We start from the raw sequence: 16,552 nt of genomic DNA, 5'->3' as shown, positions 1-16,552 counted from the left end.
ACCCTCCTCCAATGTAATAGTTCCCTCACCATAGGGACAGGGGATGCCCTGAGTATTGAATCCTCCTCTGGAATGGATATAGTAGCCTCAGGGGATGCTGTACTCGAAGGGAGTAAGATCGACCTTAAAGGCTCCGGGGGTGTTACTGCTGAAATGAAGCAAATAGCCAAGGAGAATGATCAGGTCCTTGGTATCGACTTCCATGACATCCAAGTTCCTTCACCATCAGGACTTACTCTTGTCCCTATGATTCCTCATCCCTACCTGGGAAAACTCGTAGACGGTCTATCACAGGACGTTATGATATCTGGTTCCCCAGCGGCAACCAAAGATTCAACGAGTATGTTTGACACACCAGGACACATTCCCATGCCTCCTGGAGTTCAATTCAAAAAGAATCCCAGTAATGAAGGGGTTGTCTCCTCAGGAACATCTACCAAGGTTCTTATCAATGGTAAAGAAGCCGCCTGCTTAGGTTCTATGGTGAAAACCTGTAGCGATCCCCAAGATCAGGAGACCTGTACCATAGTAGCTGCAGGAGCGGCAGTCCCCCTGCCTATTATGCTCCCGGGTATGGATCCAGATCAGTTCAAACAGGATGGCGGGACGATCTTTAATGTGGAGAACCCTATCGCCAGCAAAGAGGCGGCAGAAGCCTCTCGACAAGAAAGAAGCCTATCCAGTCCTTCCTGGAGCGTCACTTCCGCCCTTATAGGGGAAGAAGTGACTATGAGTGTCTCCACCAGTAACGTTCCTGATATGAGTGTGGTTCACTTTACCATCTGGGATCAAAATGCTGATCAGGAAACTGATTCTCCAGAAAAGAAAGTCTGGGCTCGCGTAGAAGGGGGACAAGCAGAAGCGAAGTGGATTTATTCCTTCCAAGCAGATCCTCAAAATCCTTTGACCGAGAAGCCTAAGTTTATCTTTACAGCTAAGTGTTTTAAGTGTGAAAGAATCGCTAGTGACACAGTTGAAATGGGTGATAAAATCAAAATGGTATTCACTAACCAATTTGATAATCCCCTTAGTAATCTGTCCATCAAACTAATACATGATTCAGGTGATGAGATAACAGGTACAACTGACGACGATGGAGTCTTAGAACTAGAAGACTTAATACCAGGCCAATATCATATAGATCCAGAAGAAGAGGAATAGTCATGGCTAATGAAGAGAACACAACAGAAAGTGAAGAAGAGACAACAAAAACTATTGAAGTTAGCGATCTTGAAATAGTCCAAGGTAAAACTAAAGTTACAACGGGAATAACCAATGAAATCATCATTAAAATGTCTAGCTATAACGAATCGGAGTGAAGGAAATATGAATCAAAGAAAATTACTACTAACATTATTATTAGCCCTACTGAGTCTCCTACTATTAGGATGTCCTCAGAAAGCTGAGGCAGATCAGACAAAAGAAGAACCCTCTCCCAGTGTAGAAGATATCGTACAAACAGAAGAACCTATAAATCCTGGAGATATCGTTATAGAAAAAGCTCCTGTTAACACAGACACAGCTAATAGCCGTGATCCCTATTGGTCCACATTAGGATATGAAACATGGCAAGGAATTACTGATGTTACAGAATTACCTGAATCTTTGATGTTGGATATGCTTAATTTGAATTGGATGACTTGGCAAGCTAATGGTTATTTGACACTGGAAGAAGTGGTCATTAAATATCATCTTAACTTAGGAGAGCTTAATGCTGAAAACCTTAATAGTGCAGGCTATAACCTATATGAGAAGGGTGATTATGAATCAGCTATGGTCTTATTTACAGAAGCCATTGAGCTTGATCCGACCTATGTATATGCCCATTATAATTTTGCCTGTGCAGGATCGCTTTACCTTCAGTATTGGAATAATCAAGATAGCGGCTTATATGCCCAACAGGAAGGATATTATAATGAAAACTTCCTTAATAATGTCCAAGATGCTGTATTTCAAAATCTAAGCCTTTCTTTTTTTCTAGCCTCTAGATATTTAGAAAAATCAAAAACGGATACAGATCTTGAATATATACGAAGTTTAAAACGCTATTCGAACCTTCGCCAAAACTTATCAGAACCTAAGTTCTGGTTTCTCTACGGATTCTATAAAGTGGAACCCAATTCCTATTGGGAGTATCAGCCTGAACTTAATGAACTATCTATTACCCTTGATGGTGGATTTTATTCAGCTAGAGGATTCAAAAATCTATTTAGAGACATTAAAGGAAATACAACAAATCTATGGGAATATCATCTTCATCAATTTATTGACAAAAATCAGGTTAACTTTATTCAGCTAACAACGGATACATTACCCCAATTAAGTTATCGCCTGATTTGGAATATGTATGAAGCTTATGGGGAAAAAGGAAGTCAACCCTACCTCATGGCTCAAAATAATAAGATAGAGATAATTGGTGTGATGATAGTTGATGATTACTGGGATTATGATGGTATTGATCAACTGTATTCCTATCACATTGAGTATCCAAAGTTAGACACTAATGGAAACAGAGTATATTCTTCGTATATAGATTGGATACCTTCTAATAAGCAACACTTTTTTATGACTATAAGTGAATATTACAACAGAAAATCTGAATACTATAAAAAATTAATAAAAGAAAAATTTGAAAAAATGGAGAATAGCGATGGGTCTCTATAGCGATAACTGTGATATTAGCAAGATATCTGGCATAATCAACCGTTACTTAGACTCACATTCATACCTAATTGAAGAGCAGATTTTCGACATTGATTTACCCATCTCTAAAATGAGAAAATTAAAAAAAATCGATGAATATACGAAAGACACTGATCCTTTTAATGACCTTAAAGAAGTCATTAATGAAGGAAAGTTTAACAAGGAATTAATGCCTATTGGCAAAAAAGATAAAAAGGATAAGAAAGCTATATGTTTACATTTTACTGCTGGTGCTACTAAGGGCGCAGACGGTACTACATGTAAGACACCTTCAGATCTTGTTGATGCCAAGCGGCATGCCGTCAATTATTGGGTGTATAGAGACGGGACTATTGTGGAATACATGGAACCTGAATATTGGGCACATCATTCTTCTTGTGGGGATAAATATAATCCACAAGTTATCGCAATTGAAATTGTGAATTATGGGCCCATATATTTAGAAGGTAGTGATTTAAAATGGGTAGATCCACAAGGTAGAATATGGCAATATTGTGAACTTGATGCCGCCCTTAAAGGTCCAGATAAGGCCTATATAGACTTGATGGATAATGATTATGATAAACTTGGTCGATATAAAAAAAACTCTTATCGTGGCTATAGATACTATCCAGCATTTGCTTCAGAACAGGTAGTTAGTGTAGCTAAACTGTTAAAATCCTTATGTAATGAGTATGATATTCCCTATCGTTTTCTTCCTTACGACATGCGTTTTGATAAATTTAGCACAGGCGAAACTACAATGGTGAATGTTTCATTGAAAGAGCTAGTCACAGCTTGGAACTTCATGGACGAGGATAAGGACAAAGCTGGCATTTTTTCCCATGTTAATACGAACGGAGAAGCTAAATGGGATATTGGACCAGCCTTTGACTGGGAGTTTCTAGAGAATTATGGTCGTGGTTGTAATACTTGTTTTCCGCTTGAGATAAAAAGTAATACAATGACTCCTCTTCATTGGCTTAAAAACATCGAAAGTGAAAGTGCCTCTGGTTACTATCCTATTGGAAGTAATCTATCAGTACACACAGGGGTTCATATTTCAACAAGCAATCCAGACTTTACACCAGTTAGAGCAATGGCTAATGGTTATATCATAGCTTTCAAATTCTACACGGAGAAGGAACAATCGGAATTCCCTTTTTACATACCGAACATTAATCAAATAGGCCATGCCGGTTTTATACTTATGAAACATGATTTAAAAAATATAGAATCTAGCGAGGATAAGTGTACATTTTACTCGATGTACATGCATCTACAACCACCTGAAAAAGATCCAAAATACGAGGTACCATTATGGTACTCAAAATTAAAAGCTTTAGTTGAAGGAGGTAAGTTAGATATAAGTTATGGCAGTAGCTTTGGCACAGAGACAGATTCTACAGATAACTTCTATATGAGAGATTCCCATGATGATTTAAAAGAAATCACTTTTATAGAGGGAATACCGAGGATAGCTGGTACGGACAAAAACACATTAGATATAAATAAGTTTAAAATAATAACACTATCGGAACCTTGGTTGCACGTTAATGGTGGTGACATTATTGGCTATACAAAGCCATTAAAATCAGAACAAAATTATGTACACTGGGAAACATTTAGTACTTCTGAAGACAATGACCAAAATTTTAGTTATCTATTAAAGTTAATAAAATCAAAATTTAACACTAATGAGATAAGCTTTGAACATTTGGAAGCTGCAGATGACAGTATATATGAAGCAAATGAGTTAAATAATATGTTTGATAACTCTGAAGGTCGTTTCATTAAATCCCTATTACATAACACTTACTATAAAAAAACTAATAATGATGTTATTAGTGCTTATGATAAAATTAAAAGTGTTTATAATAATCAAAATCACAATTTTGATCTTACCATTCAAGTATTAGATGAGTTAGATTTTGAACTTAAAGATGATATCAAGCTAACTATAAAGAACTCAGAGAACACACTATATTCCCAAAATTATAATGAGTTAATTAATAATAATGGATCTCTTCCTGTTCAGTCACTAGAATTCATCGAATGTGTTTCAGATAGTAATACTTCAGTATCATTTAATATAGAAGAAAGAAACCAATTTGACTTATTCAAAGAATTTGTGAACACACCATATTCCTTTAGAAATAGCCAATTGAATCTACCTTCTACTTATACCTGTATTTATTTCGAAAGAATATTTAACAAGTTAAATAATCAGGGTCGAATAGATTTAAATTTAAACTATGATCAAGAGTTTTATACTAACCGTGCTCTATTTGATTCTCAAGAAGTACCTATCTTTGATTCCATCTTTTCTGGAGCTAATTCTCTAATTAATTTAAATAATAATTTATATTTTAATAATCCAGCTATAATATTATGGATGTTAACATTATTACAGGAAACAATCACTGATTGCTCAAATGATTTTTGGTCCGAAAGGGAAAATCCACTAACTAATTATGGATTTTGCATTGATGATGAAAACAAGAAGCTCGGAGGGGACTGTTATATTCTTATAGTAGCTAAATACTATAGAAGAGGTAAGCCGGATAAAGCCGATGATGATAATTTTCGAACAATAACAATTAATAGTACAGATAATGATGACAAGTCCCTAAAGGTACATTTAGATAACACAGGCAAGTACACTAGTAAATTCACAATTGATAAGTGGGGTAAATACAAAATTGATGAAGGATTATCAACTATACAGGGCTTAGAATCTTCATTTATGATTCCAAAACCTAAATGGGGTAAAATTACTCATGATAAAGAGAATAATGTTTTAACTTTTTCTGATATTGAACACCTTAAAGGTACTGTTAAATGGATAATACATCAAACATTCCATTACAATCATAAAAGTATTGATATTTTATATCCTCTAGAGACTAACTCAATTAGTACTTCTATAACACTTGATTTAAAGAAACTCAAAATGGATCTAAAGCCATATTTTAGCCTATTTGATGAAGAGGATAAGATTGATGAAAGTAAAGAAATGAGCGTAGAAATAAGTGTAAGACTATACAATGTTAGTAGCACTTTTTGGACTTCCTTACCTAAAGAGGAAGATGACACATATTGGGATAAACTAAGAACTCTTGAAAACTATGAATATACATCAAGGTGGCAAAAAACAAAAATGGACTCACTCACATATTTGCCTAATACTCAAATTTGTAATTCTAAAACTTCTAGTGTTCCTGTTCATTTAAGATATTTTAAAAGTGAAACAGATGAACAATTAACAAAATCCGAAATAAAACTTGAAAAGGAAACGAATGTTAAAGTGTTTACTCATCCAATAACAAAGGACTTTATACTTTACACATTGACCGATACTGATAATACAAAAAGTACATTCTGTAAAGTCATCTACAATGAAAAAATGTATTATGTATATGATTCAAGAGTTAAGAAACCATAGAACTTTACATCAGTTTCATCTAAGGAGAAACAATTGGCAAATTATACAAATCTAGGCTCTGCAAAAACTATATTTATCAAGCCTAAAATAAATTTAAAGAAGTTTAATCTCAGTTCAGATAAAGATGCAGATCAATTCAAATTTAAATTAACAATATTGGAATCCCCCTTCAAATCCATAGCAAATTGTAGTTTGACCTATAATACTAATAATGGAATAAATGATATAAGTGATAATTTCTCCTTTTCTTCACCAGACAATACGACATCATTGATTGAATGGGCTAACATTAGCGTTGATACGATTATGAAAGCATTCTATAGAAGTATTGTTTTTAAGAACAAAAATCCAGAAATAGATTTGATATGTAGAATAAAAAATGTGGATCTAATTGAGTGTAAGACAAATCTTGAAATTGATTATTCTATCAAATTAGACATAAAAAGTAACATAGGTGAACAAACAGATAAATGCAATAATGTAGGAAGTAACCGATTTGAGGCTTCTGGATTTAAAAAGACATATCAAAAAATAGGAACACCTTTAAAGTTCTATATAAAAAAAGGAGAAGATTTCTCAAATATGAAGTTCAAACTTTTTATCTGGGAGGCTGACTATAATGGTGAAAAACCAAAATGGCAAAAAATAAATAAAGACAGTGAAGAATATACATTATTTCTCAAAGATAAACCTTCGAATGCAAAAGTTCTTGATCTAAATCCTTCTAATAATCTTGATATATTGGAAACAGAAGAAATAAATATAGGATGGTATAACGACAAAATCAATGTTGGGAATATAGAGATTGGAACAACAGCAGAGTTATATGAGTGGTCAATTATTATAGCGGCATATAGCGGAAATATTGACCTAAATAGTGAGATAGTTTTTAACGACAAAGCGAATTTCTACTATGTCTTATATGACACATTCATGAAATCAAATAAGCTAGCATTTAGCACGCTCACTTACAAAGATAAAACAGATAACTATGATGAGTCTGGTGAAAAATTAGTAGATACCACCTATTCTGTTAGCTTTCAAATAGATAATTTCAGTGCACCACAAAGCTTTGATCCAAGTCAATTTATAAGTTTAAAAATCTATAATAAAAATAATGATATAAATCTCTCAGATACTGACATAGTAATCCAAGAAATCAAGCATGAGCAAAAAGATGTATATGTACTTGTAACCATGTCAATAAATATTTCACCAGAACAAAACGAACAATTAAAGAACTTATACTACTTTATTGATTTGAGACACTATTTTCATAATGGAGGATATATTATTAATTCTGTTGGCTCAAATATTGTAAAGTTAGACCAAGAAAAATTAAAAGTAGTTGATAAAGAAGATAAAGAAGATCAAATTATTGGATATATATATGCAGTAAATAAGTAAATCTCACAGATACAAATGCTTATTTTTTAGTATGATTTTGATATTAAAAAGTATCTATTCTTATTTAATAAAAGAAACCAGTTAAACATTCGGAGTTAAAAATGAAACATCTCGTTATCACAATTATTTTAATAATATTTTTAACTAATAATATGTATTCACAAAGTTTAGAGTTCATAGTTACGGAAAACTGTACAGCATATGATGTTTCAGATAAAAAGGATGATATATTCGAAAAAGGTGAGATATTGGTATACAATAAGGACGATTATTTTTTTTATGATCAAAACACAACTTATAAGATGCTAATCACAGTTTCACGTCCAAATACAAAACATTCTTATTATACTGATCTTGATTGTCTTGCATTACGTAATTCCATTCCTAAACATACAGAACTAGAGAATGATATTTGGATAGAGAAATATAATATTGACATATTGTTGTTGCCAGAGAATCAAAGAGAAAAGTTTATTAACTCAAAAACATCATACTGGAGTGATTATAAACAAGAGTATTTATATGATTTTGGGGATCCTATAAATGAGCCTTGGTACAATTTTTATTCACCACTAGATTTGAATATTGATACATACTATATGAACTTTTCTGCATTCCCAACTTTTTATTCAATGGACTTACTAATATCAAATATAGAGAAAGAAAGCAATAAATATACTTTTACTGTTTTTTCAAAACACCTAGGTAATGATAATAATGTGCAGTTTGAGTTTAGAGACCTTTATTACAAAGATTCTCCCTATAAACTTTTTTTAATCCAAGACGGCGACTACTTAGATATGTACTTAGGCATGATAAGACCTTCAAAAAATGTCTTCTCCTACATACGTGGAAACCAAGAAATGATTGAAGAAATAGAACACTTCGTCAGAAGAGAACCCTATGATCCCAGTAAAATCCTGTGGCCACGTCACGCTAATGGAACCAGTGATTATGACGATAAGACAATCCTTGACCATAAGACAGGGAATGCCTACTTAACATTACATAACTCAACAATAAGAACAGAGCCAGACTCTAACTCTGACATTGTCACTGACATCAAAAAGGACGATGTTGTCACAATACTTGAAAAGACTAACGGTGTAACAATAAACGATATCCAATCAAATTGGCTCAAAGTGAAAACAGATAATAATCAAACTGGCTGGGTATTTGGAGGAGACATATCCTTAAATGATGCCACCTCACGTGAAGAACAGGTACAATATGAAGCAGAACATGCTGAACTTCTCAAAGTAGCCCAGCAGTATCAGGAAAAATTAGAACAAGAACGAAAAGCAGAAGAAGAACAAAAAGCCATAGAGCAAAAAGCCCAAGCTCTCAGAGATGAAGAAGAACGATTGCTACAAGAAGCCATGGATAAATTAATAGATTTCGACGTCTTTCTTAATGTTACTGGAGGAATGCTTGTTTTCATAATCCTACTTATTGTTGTTATTTTAATTTTGAAGAGCAAAAAGAAAAACAGGAAGTCTAAATAACTATATTTGCGCTAGGATTCCAGATAGAAGAGAAATAGAGAATTAGAATATCTAGTTGATCTCATATAATATAAAAAATGATATAAGAGCTATTTTTGTTGATTTTGAAAAAGAAGACTAGTATATACTTTTTGAAAGAAAAAGGATTGAAATGCAAAAATAAGTGAATTTCAAATCACAGCTGAGAAAAGTGATATATGGGAAGGCAATTCTAAGTTAAACGAATTGGTCGATAATAATGGGGGCTTAAACTTTGTACATCCTATATATTTTGCTGATCATCTCCGCAAGGCTGCTGCGATTGATGAAAATCATAAATATAAAAACAAAGCCATTACCTTATATGGTTATCATAAACCTAGTGATGGGAGTATAGTTTCCAAAAAGATTGTTTATGCAAAAGATAATCCGGGATTCATGCCTGATGGTCAATTTTCTTGGACACAATGGTTTAACGAGAAGCCTTATTCATCTGACTATAGACATGAGGGGGTAGATATGGCTGTAGCGGCTGCACTATCCGGAACGGTTCCTATTAAAGCATTAATAAGAGGAAAAGTTGTTTGGAGTCATGATTATCTTAACGATCACTATGGACGTTGTATTATTATCCAAGCAAACCAGAAATATAAAGGATTATATAGGTATTACCTTTTAGCCCATTTAGAGAGAAAGGATTCAATACCTGAAGTTAATTCTATCATTGTTCCTAATCAAATTGTGGGCTACATTGGAAACACAGGACATTGCGTTAGTCATTGGCAATGGGATAATACTGATAAAAAATTAAAACGTGTAGAAAAGGCTATAACAATTAAAAACGAACATCATACTGATAGCAGAAAACATGGTGCTGGTGCACACTTACATTTGCAATTATTTTTGAGTAGTAAGGATCAAGACAAATTCTCTGTTCATCTAAATGAACATCTTAGAGATGAATTTAAATTAGATGAATTTAAAGTTTATAATCCATTCGCATATTCTGAACCGTATATTCTAAATAAGGATTAATAATGAGTTTAAAGAAAATTACAATTTCATTTTTTATATTTTTTTCAATTTTAAAAATATTTTCTCAAGATCTTTCATATGTAGCTAATCAAGATATAGAACTTAGTAAAAATGGATATAACCTGTTTTTAAATAAAGGATCACGAATTTTGTTCAGTAGAAAATATCAAAATGATTTATATTGTGAGTCACCATACTATGATGGTAATTTTAGAATCTATGGGTATGACACACAAAATAATGTGGAAACTTATATAAGTATAAAAGATTTATCCTTAGAAAATATAGTAGCTATATTGCCTAGTAATATTAAGAACTCAGTTTGGTTAATGAATTATTATATGGATCTTTTTGAAAGTAATGAACCAGATATAAAGAAAATTATTTTTTATAATGATAACTCATGGAATACTTGGTTTAATAATTTGAGTATAAATGAACCACCACCATATCCCAAATGGAATGAGAGGTTTAAAGCTCTATATCTAGTAATTAAAGATCAATACATAGTTGCATCAAGAAGCGATTATTGTCAGGTAAACTATATTTTAATAAATCAAATTGTGAATAGTAAAAATACTTTTACTATTTCAGTATATGCATTAAATAAAGAAAGCAATAGTCAAATACAACCGGGTTATGAATCACTATTCCAAATGGATACTCCCTACAACTTAATCTTCGTCCAAGACGGCGACTACCTAGACATGTACATAGACTCTGTCAATGAAGATAATCACATCTTCACCTACGTCAGGGGAACCAAAGAAATGGCTCAAGAAATAGAGCACTTTGTTAGAAGAGAATCCTATGATCCCAGTAAAATCCTTTGGCCACGCCATGCTGATGGAACCAGTGATTATGACAAGGATATAATCCTTAATCACACAACTGGATACTCTTATTTAACCTTACAGAACTGTAACTTACTAGAATCCCCTACTCTTAATTCTAAAGCCATTACAGAATTAAACAAAGATGAAGTTATAACTATTACAGAACAAGGAAAGGAAGAACTTATAGAGGGAGTACAATCCCATTGGCTTAAAGTTACTACTGATGATAATAAAGAAGGCTGGGTATATGGTGGAAATGTATCTTTAAATGATGCTGTATCTAAAACTGAACAAGAACAGTATAAAAAGGAACATGATGATCTTGTCAAATTAACTAGCAAAGTTGAAAAGCAAATAGAGAGAGAAGCGAAAAAAAAACAACTAATTAAAAATATCTGTAATCCCCCCAAGAATTAAGAGTCGATATTTGTAGAAAATTCAAATAATATATGAATGGAGATTCTACATGAGAAAATCAAAATTTACAGACAGTCAAATTATGGCCATGCTTAAACAGGCTGAAAGCGGTATCCCGATACAAGATATTTGCCGAGATAACGGTGTAAGTACTGCTATGTTTTACCGATGGAGATCTAAGTATGGTGGTATGGATACCTCAATGGTTAAGCGATTAAAAGAATTAGAAAGAGAAAATGCGTTGCTTAAAAAAATGTATACAGAAGAAAAACTCAAGAATGAAATTGTGACAGATGCTCTTGAAAAAAAGTGGTAAAGCCATCTGTCAGAAAACAGATGGCTATGTATTATAGAGTTAAGAGACATCTACCAATCAAACTACTGTGTAAGACATTTCATATTAGTGAAAGCTGTTATTACTACACACCAAAATTATCAGAAGAGAACAAACTAATAAGTGACTGGTTATGTAAGCTAACTAACACCCATAGGCGTTAGGGCTTTGGGTTATGCTATATGTACTTAAGGAATGTGATTAGGAATTGAAGTTGATTTTTCGCTTCCATCTGAAAGAATCATTGGATCACTTGAGCAAATAATAGAATGGAGAGGAAAACCACAAAAACTAAGGTGTGACAATGGACCAGAATACATTAGTGATGCTCTTAAAAGTTGGAGTAGAAAAAACTGTATCGAACTATCTTTTATCCAGAAAGGGAAGCAAACACAGAATGCTTACATGCAAATATGAATGGCTATAGTTGAATATCTTCAAATCTATCTATCATGCACAAGAACTTGCGACTAGATGGATGTGGATATACAATAATGAAAGACCTCATTCGTCTTTGGGCGGCATTACCCCTAGAATGGTTTTAAATAATTCTACAAATTACTCCTGTTAATAATGGGGGGATTACAGACCTTGCTCATCAATTATATAAATCTGGTTCATTAACCACCTCCTATTAGTATAAACGCTATAGAAAGTGTTGGCGATTCAGAATTTCTTGATTTTTTATTTTTTAAAAAAAACTAATTGTGTTCATATAGAAAACCTGGTTACAATCATATAAAAATCAATAAAAGGAACAGATATGAAAAAGCTAATTACATTTTTGTTAATTATCTCTACTTTTCTAGTGACAAGCTGTGACATGGATACGGGTTATTCTGAAAGTGAAAATTTTCAGTACGATGCAGTGATCAAGGCAACAGTAGATGATGTTTTTAATGACGACTCTATAACAAACGGTGATAAAAAGGCAGTTATAGACTCACGACTCGCAGAATTATTTCCTGAGTATCAAGGCAGTACAATAGAGATAGACGAAGAATCAACCTCACGATCTTTAACTCTTCTTCCAACTTTTTCAGATGATGATGGAAACTATTATCAATTTGATAAGGAGGATAATACCCTTTATTGTCTGTATGGGACTATTGGACCGCGTAAAGTTCAGATATTTGTCAACTTGTCTGGACTACATAAAATAACAATCTATGAATTTACTGTGAAGACAAAGAAAATTAAGATTAACAATATAACAGGATCTTATAATATCTCTGATTGGAAAGGAGATATACATGTGAAGGCACAGATAACTTGGGATAATGGGACTATTGATAGAAAAATAGCATCAGAGCGAACAGAAGCTGTAACTCTATCAAAGATCTTTTCAATTACGGGGAATCATACAGTTAAAGATTATTACTTCCATGTTTATGAATTTGATAACTATAGAAATTTTCCTAAGGATGATGAAGAAGTAGATTTTGATCATGTCCGATATGGTGGAGACAATAAATAGGAGCCATTTGGCTCCTTTCCTATTCCCTGCTCCCTCCCTGTTTATCAAGAACCAACAAAGCTCCAATAATCCCAAGTATTAGAGTAAGGGGCCAAAAAGCCCCTAATACTTGTACTTGGCCATATGTCCCCTCCCCAAGTTAATAGAATTTTACCATGAGGTTTTATAATCCAAAGGATTTTTGGGGGGATTACACGTACATGGCGGCAATCCTGCCTGTGAAGCAGAATAGTAGGATTTATGCCATAGGGAAATTTGGTTCATACGATTGTTATACGGTTTATTTGTTTTCACGTCCGTATTTTATTTTTGGCTCAGCAGCCATTTGTCTAGAACCTTCTTTTGATATAAAATGACTTAAATAACTAGTTAATTTTGAATCACAGGCATAAATAAACGTTCCCTTAATACCTCTAGTTAAAAGAGTTTTATAGATATTGATTATATATGCCTGTACTTGTTCGATAGATTGTGAACTATGCTTTCCATATTTATCTTTGTAATTTTCTGGAACGAAAAGTATCTTTCCATTTCTAAATATTAATTCCGGGCCAATTATTACTCCACAATAATTTAAATCGTAACCTTGAACAGTATGAATACAACCGATTTCATTAATTGAATTAGGTGTATTTATCCAATCCTCGGTAGTCGCATTCCAACGTAATTTTGTTGATTCTATTTCTATATCATATAGGTTTGGATCATCTTTGCTTATCCAATCCCAAGCATAACCAGCGACTATACGGCACAAACCAAATTGTCTATTAAGAGTTCTAATCTTCTTAACCATTTCGTCGATATTATCAAAAAGACAAAATTTATAATTATCAAAATCTAAATAACTATCTTGTTGTTTTTTTAGGATTCTCTCAATATAAGCTGGGTATTTATCTCCAGCTAAAACACGCTGCTGAGATTTTAGCGAAAACAGATTAGATGATTCTCTAAGATTTGTGAAAACAGCTAAATCGGCATCCGATGGTTTTACGGATTGATTTGGATCATGTAATAGCACAACATGTTTTCCTCTATTTATTATCCAATCCAACTGGCTACTATTTTGAGGATCAATACCTAATTTATTACAAGCATCATCAAATGTTTTATAGTTTGCGAGGTTTCTTCTCTGAGTCAATCTATGTGCTTCATCCACAATAAGAAGATCATATTTTTCTTGTTTTTTTAAAATGTCATAAGGCCCCATTACCATATTTACTTTTAATCCATGAATGTGCTTGAAAATTCTTCTAACAGTCTTTCGTAATGATGTTTGTGGAAATATAACTCCTATTTTGAATGAATTATACGCTTCATCTGAGGCAATATATTTTGCCAAATAAATAGCAAGTATTGTTTTTCCAGATCCAGGCTCACCGTTGATAATACTAGTCGATTCACTTTTCGATTTAAAGATACTATCAAGATTTTCAACTATTTCAAATTGATCCTCAGTTAAGGTTTTGTATGGAGAAAATTTGAATAAATCACTGTTCTCAATTTCAGGAATAGTATGAGATACAACTTCTAATGCCTTAAGCTCATCCCAAATATCATTAAAAAGTATTTTATATTTGTCTTTATTGTAATAGTTGTGATTTCTAAGTCCTCGATTATTATTTTGCAAGGAATAATGCCCATCAGCGGAAATATATTCAATTAATTTTGATTCTATGTCTAAAGTTGCAGATTTGTTAAAAGTTTCATCTTCTATTAAATATATGGTTTTAAATATATCTCTTTTTGAATTATCAAGATGATCTTTCATTCTCTTTACAGCACTTGTTGTTTCACCAACATAAGCCATATTTGAGTTTTTAAGTATATAAACGATTGGCCAATTCTTTCCCTTTGCTCTGAGACTAATTTCTTCTAATGAGTTCTTCTTAAAATGATATTGAGATATGCACCCGATCATAATTTATCTGTTCTCGTTTTTTTACCACTATTTCCTTTAACATTTTGTATCAGGAATCTTTCCTCATTTTCAGAAATTTTTTTGTTCATTATTTCTATTGGATCAACATTTAATTTTTCTGATAGCAGAAATGAATATATGAGGATATCAGCTAATTCATTTGAAACTTCATCCTTATTAATTGAATCACCCCATTGAAAGTGTTCAAGTAATTCACCTGCTTCTATAGAAATTGATTTCGCCAGATTCTCCTCTGTGTGAAATTTTTTCCAATCTCTTGCATTTCTAAAATCTAATATTCTCTTAATAAGTGCTTTATACTCGTTCATTTAGTATTCCTATTCAAAGGTTATATAGCATTATATCGTATTTCTTTTTTATTTTGTCCATTTTTTGAGGACAGTCTGCCGTATAACGCCTAGCTAACCTGCATAGCCGTCCCGAAGGGTTTGGCCCTGTTTTTGTGCCCGGAAAAACTGTGACAAAAGGATACGTCTGGTTCAACTTTATGTTACACAGCAGAAATCATCTTCATATATTTTAATTAAGATTGATTGTAATCAAATCTGCAATCTGAAAAATCTTTATTCTTTAAGTCTGTTTTATCGATAAAAACGCAATGTACTCCTTCACCTAAAAAATTAGAGCCAATATGTAACAATAAAATCTCTTCATTATTAGTATAATATCTAATCTCTTCCTCACTTGCTTGGCAATTTGTATATATACCATAAATTTTAGATACATCATCTCTAGCAAAATAATCCCATTCTTTAATTCCATCATTTACAATAAATCTATCATCAAAGGTCTCTCTGTCGTTTCGAATATTTCCAATTAATTGGCCTGAGTAATACCAATCATTGTGTTCATATTTAATTCTTTGTAATTCTTTTTTTGAACAAGAAGAGTAGAAGACTTTACCTTCATCTCCGTATCCTTTTTCCATAAAGAAATATAAAAAACCCTCTTTAGGAAGCAATCCTAAAGAGTCATGCTGAGAAAATTCAGATAAATTTAATTGAGCCATGAAAAAATGATTTTCAGGATATTCAATATTATTAGGTAAATCGACAATAGGGCCACCAATTCTTGAAGCACCAATAGGAATATCAATTTCTCGATAATCATCATACTTATTTCTATATTCAGCTTCTATTTCCTCTAAAGTCTTTTTAATTGAATACTTTTCACAAAACTCAAGATGCTTTTTAGAATAATTTGAATCTGGTAATAAGTACTCCTTCCCAGTCGGTTCAAATTTAATAATTGAAAAGTCTTTTTCCATAATTAATATCCAGTAATATTTGTATTTGATTTCTGCTGTGTAACATATTACATCTCAACTTTTCCCGTGATCAGATAAAAATCCTAGAAACTACAAAATAATCCCCATTATATACCCAAATCCTCAATCAAAGTTAAATAAACTATTGTTCAGAGGAGCATACCAGTACTACCTTAAGAATAATCTGAAAATAAAACAGCAGAAAATCCCATTATTTTCCACATGGGTC

Annotated in this window: 12 protein-coding genes and 1 pseudogene; 10 read left to right on the top strand and 3 right to left on the bottom strand. The window is 32.6% G+C overall.

Annotation, left to right across the window (positions count from 1 at the left end; genetic code table 11):
* The 10 genes and pseudogenes from K345_RS23415 to K345_RS0102755 form a co-directional block, all read left to right on the top strand.
* Nucleotides 1-1,161, top strand: a 1,161-nt coding sequence (locus K345_RS23415) for a PAAR domain-containing protein (RefSeq protein ID WP_053228007.1), incomplete at its 5' end; no start/stop codon positions are given.
* A gap of 2 nt (nucleotides 1,162-1,163) precedes the next feature.
* Nucleotides 1,164-1,319 carry a hypothetical protein gene (locus tag K345_RS23030; protein WP_156888276.1) on the top strand — a complete coding sequence of 52 codons (156 nt, stop codon included), beginning with the start codon at nucleotides 1,164-1,166 and terminating at the stop codon, nucleotides 1,317-1,319.
* A gap of 7 nt (nucleotides 1,320-1,326) precedes the next feature.
* Nucleotides 1,327-2,664, top strand: coding sequence for a tetratricopeptide repeat protein (locus K345_RS0102790; protein WP_028972884.1), 1,338 nt, complete (start codon nucleotides 1,327-1,329; stop codon nucleotides 2,662-2,664).
* 109 nt (nucleotides 2,665-2,773) lie between these two features.
* On the top strand, nucleotides 2,774-6,127 hold the full coding sequence (locus tag K345_RS0102785; RefSeq protein WP_169714755.1) for an N-acetylmuramoyl-L-alanine amidase: 3,354 nt from the start codon (nucleotides 2,774-2,776) through the stop codon (nucleotides 6,125-6,127).
* Nucleotides 6,128-6,160: 33 nt separating this feature from the next.
* A complete protein-coding gene (locus K345_RS0102780; protein WP_028972882.1) occupies nucleotides 6,161-7,534 on the top strand; it encodes a hypothetical protein in 1,374 nt (457 codons plus the stop codon).
* Between the two features lie 101 nt (nucleotides 7,535-7,635).
* Entirely contained in the window at nucleotides 7,636-9,039 is a 1,404-nt protein-coding gene (locus K345_RS0102775) for an SH3 domain-containing protein (RefSeq protein WP_028972881.1), read from the top strand.
* 225 nt (nucleotides 9,040-9,264) lie between these two features.
* Nucleotides 9,265-10,053 (top strand): M23 family metallopeptidase, encoded by a 789-nt coding sequence (locus K345_RS0102770; protein ID WP_028972880.1) that lies wholly within the window; start codon nucleotides 9,265-9,267, stop codon nucleotides 10,051-10,053.
* A 149-nt stretch (nucleotides 10,054-10,202) separates the two neighbouring features.
* Entirely contained in the window at nucleotides 10,203-11,306 is a 1,104-nt protein-coding gene (locus K345_RS0102765; protein ID WP_169714754.1) for an SH3 domain-containing protein, read from the top strand.
* A 49-nt stretch (nucleotides 11,307-11,355) separates the two neighbouring features.
* Nucleotides 11,356-12,211, top strand: a pseudogene (locus K345_RS22755) (transposase).
* A 192-nt stretch (nucleotides 12,212-12,403) separates the two neighbouring features.
* The gene (locus K345_RS0102755) at nucleotides 12,404-13,117 is read left to right on the top strand and encodes a hypothetical protein (RefSeq protein ID WP_028972877.1); all 714 of its coding nucleotides are present in this window, start codon (nucleotides 12,404-12,406) and stop codon (nucleotides 13,115-13,117) included.
* A 280-nt stretch (nucleotides 13,118-13,397) separates the two neighbouring features.
* Here the strand turns inward: K345_RS0102755 and K345_RS19410 are convergent, their stop codons facing one another.
* From K345_RS19410 to K345_RS19405, 3 genes are all read right to left on the bottom strand, one after another.
* Complete coding sequence (locus K345_RS19410; RefSeq protein ID WP_169714753.1) at nucleotides 13,398-14,924, bottom strand: DNA/RNA helicase domain-containing protein; 1,527 nt, start codon at nucleotides 14,922-14,924, stop codon at nucleotides 13,398-13,400.
* A 107-nt stretch (nucleotides 14,925-15,031) separates the two neighbouring features.
* The gene (locus K345_RS0102745; protein ID WP_028972876.1) at nucleotides 15,032-15,364 is read right to left on the bottom strand and encodes a nucleotide pyrophosphohydrolase; all 333 of its coding nucleotides are present in this window, start codon (nucleotides 15,362-15,364) and stop codon (nucleotides 15,032-15,034) included.
* A 215-nt stretch (nucleotides 15,365-15,579) separates the two neighbouring features.
* The gene (locus tag K345_RS19405; protein ID WP_053228005.1) at nucleotides 15,580-16,323 is read right to left on the bottom strand and encodes a DUF1963 domain-containing protein; all 744 of its coding nucleotides are present in this window, start codon (nucleotides 16,321-16,323) and stop codon (nucleotides 15,580-15,582) included.
* Nucleotides 16,324-16,552: the final 229 nt, after the last annotated feature.

Origin of the sequence: Spirochaeta cellobiosiphila DSM 17781, assembly GCF_000426705.1 — a bacterium.
Lineage (GTDB): Bacteria > Spirochaetota > Spirochaetia > DSM-17781 > DSM-17781 > Spirochaeta_E > Spirochaeta_E cellobiosiphila.
The sequence above is the reverse complement of the archived record's forward strand: the minus strand, read 5'-3'. Positions and strand labels throughout refer to the sequence as shown.

What these genes read in the sequence shown, in the direction of transcription:
- K345_RS0102755 (WP_028972877.1), top strand. Translation starts at nt 12,404, where the DNA reads ATGAAAAAGCTAATTACATTTTTGTTAATTATCTCTACTTTTCTAGTG.
- K345_RS0102745 (WP_028972876.1), bottom strand. Translation starts at nt 15,364, where the DNA reads ATGAACGAGTATAAAGCACTTATTAAGAGAATATTAGATTTTAGAAAT.
- K345_RS19410 (WP_169714753.1), bottom strand. Translation starts at nt 14,924, where the DNA reads ATGGCTTATGTTGGTGAAACAACAAGTGCTGTAAAGAGAATGAAAGAT.
- K345_RS19405 (WP_053228005.1), bottom strand. Translation starts at nt 16,323, where the DNA reads ATGGAAAAAGACTTTTCAATTATTAAATTTGAACCGACTGGGAAGGAG.
- K345_RS0102775 (WP_028972881.1), top strand. Translation starts at nt 7,636, where the DNA reads ATGAAACATCTCGTTATCACAATTATTTTAATAATATTTTTAACTAAT.
- K345_RS0102790 (WP_028972884.1), top strand. Translation starts at nt 1,327, where the DNA reads ATGAATCAAAGAAAATTACTACTAACATTATTATTAGCCCTACTGAGT.
- K345_RS23030 (WP_156888276.1), top strand. Translation starts at nt 1,164, where the DNA reads ATGGCTAATGAAGAGAACACAACAGAAAGTGAAGAAGAGACAACAAAA.
- K345_RS0102785 (WP_169714755.1), top strand. Translation starts at nt 2,774, where the DNA reads ATGAGAAAATTAAAAAAAATCGATGAATATACGAAAGACACTGATCCT.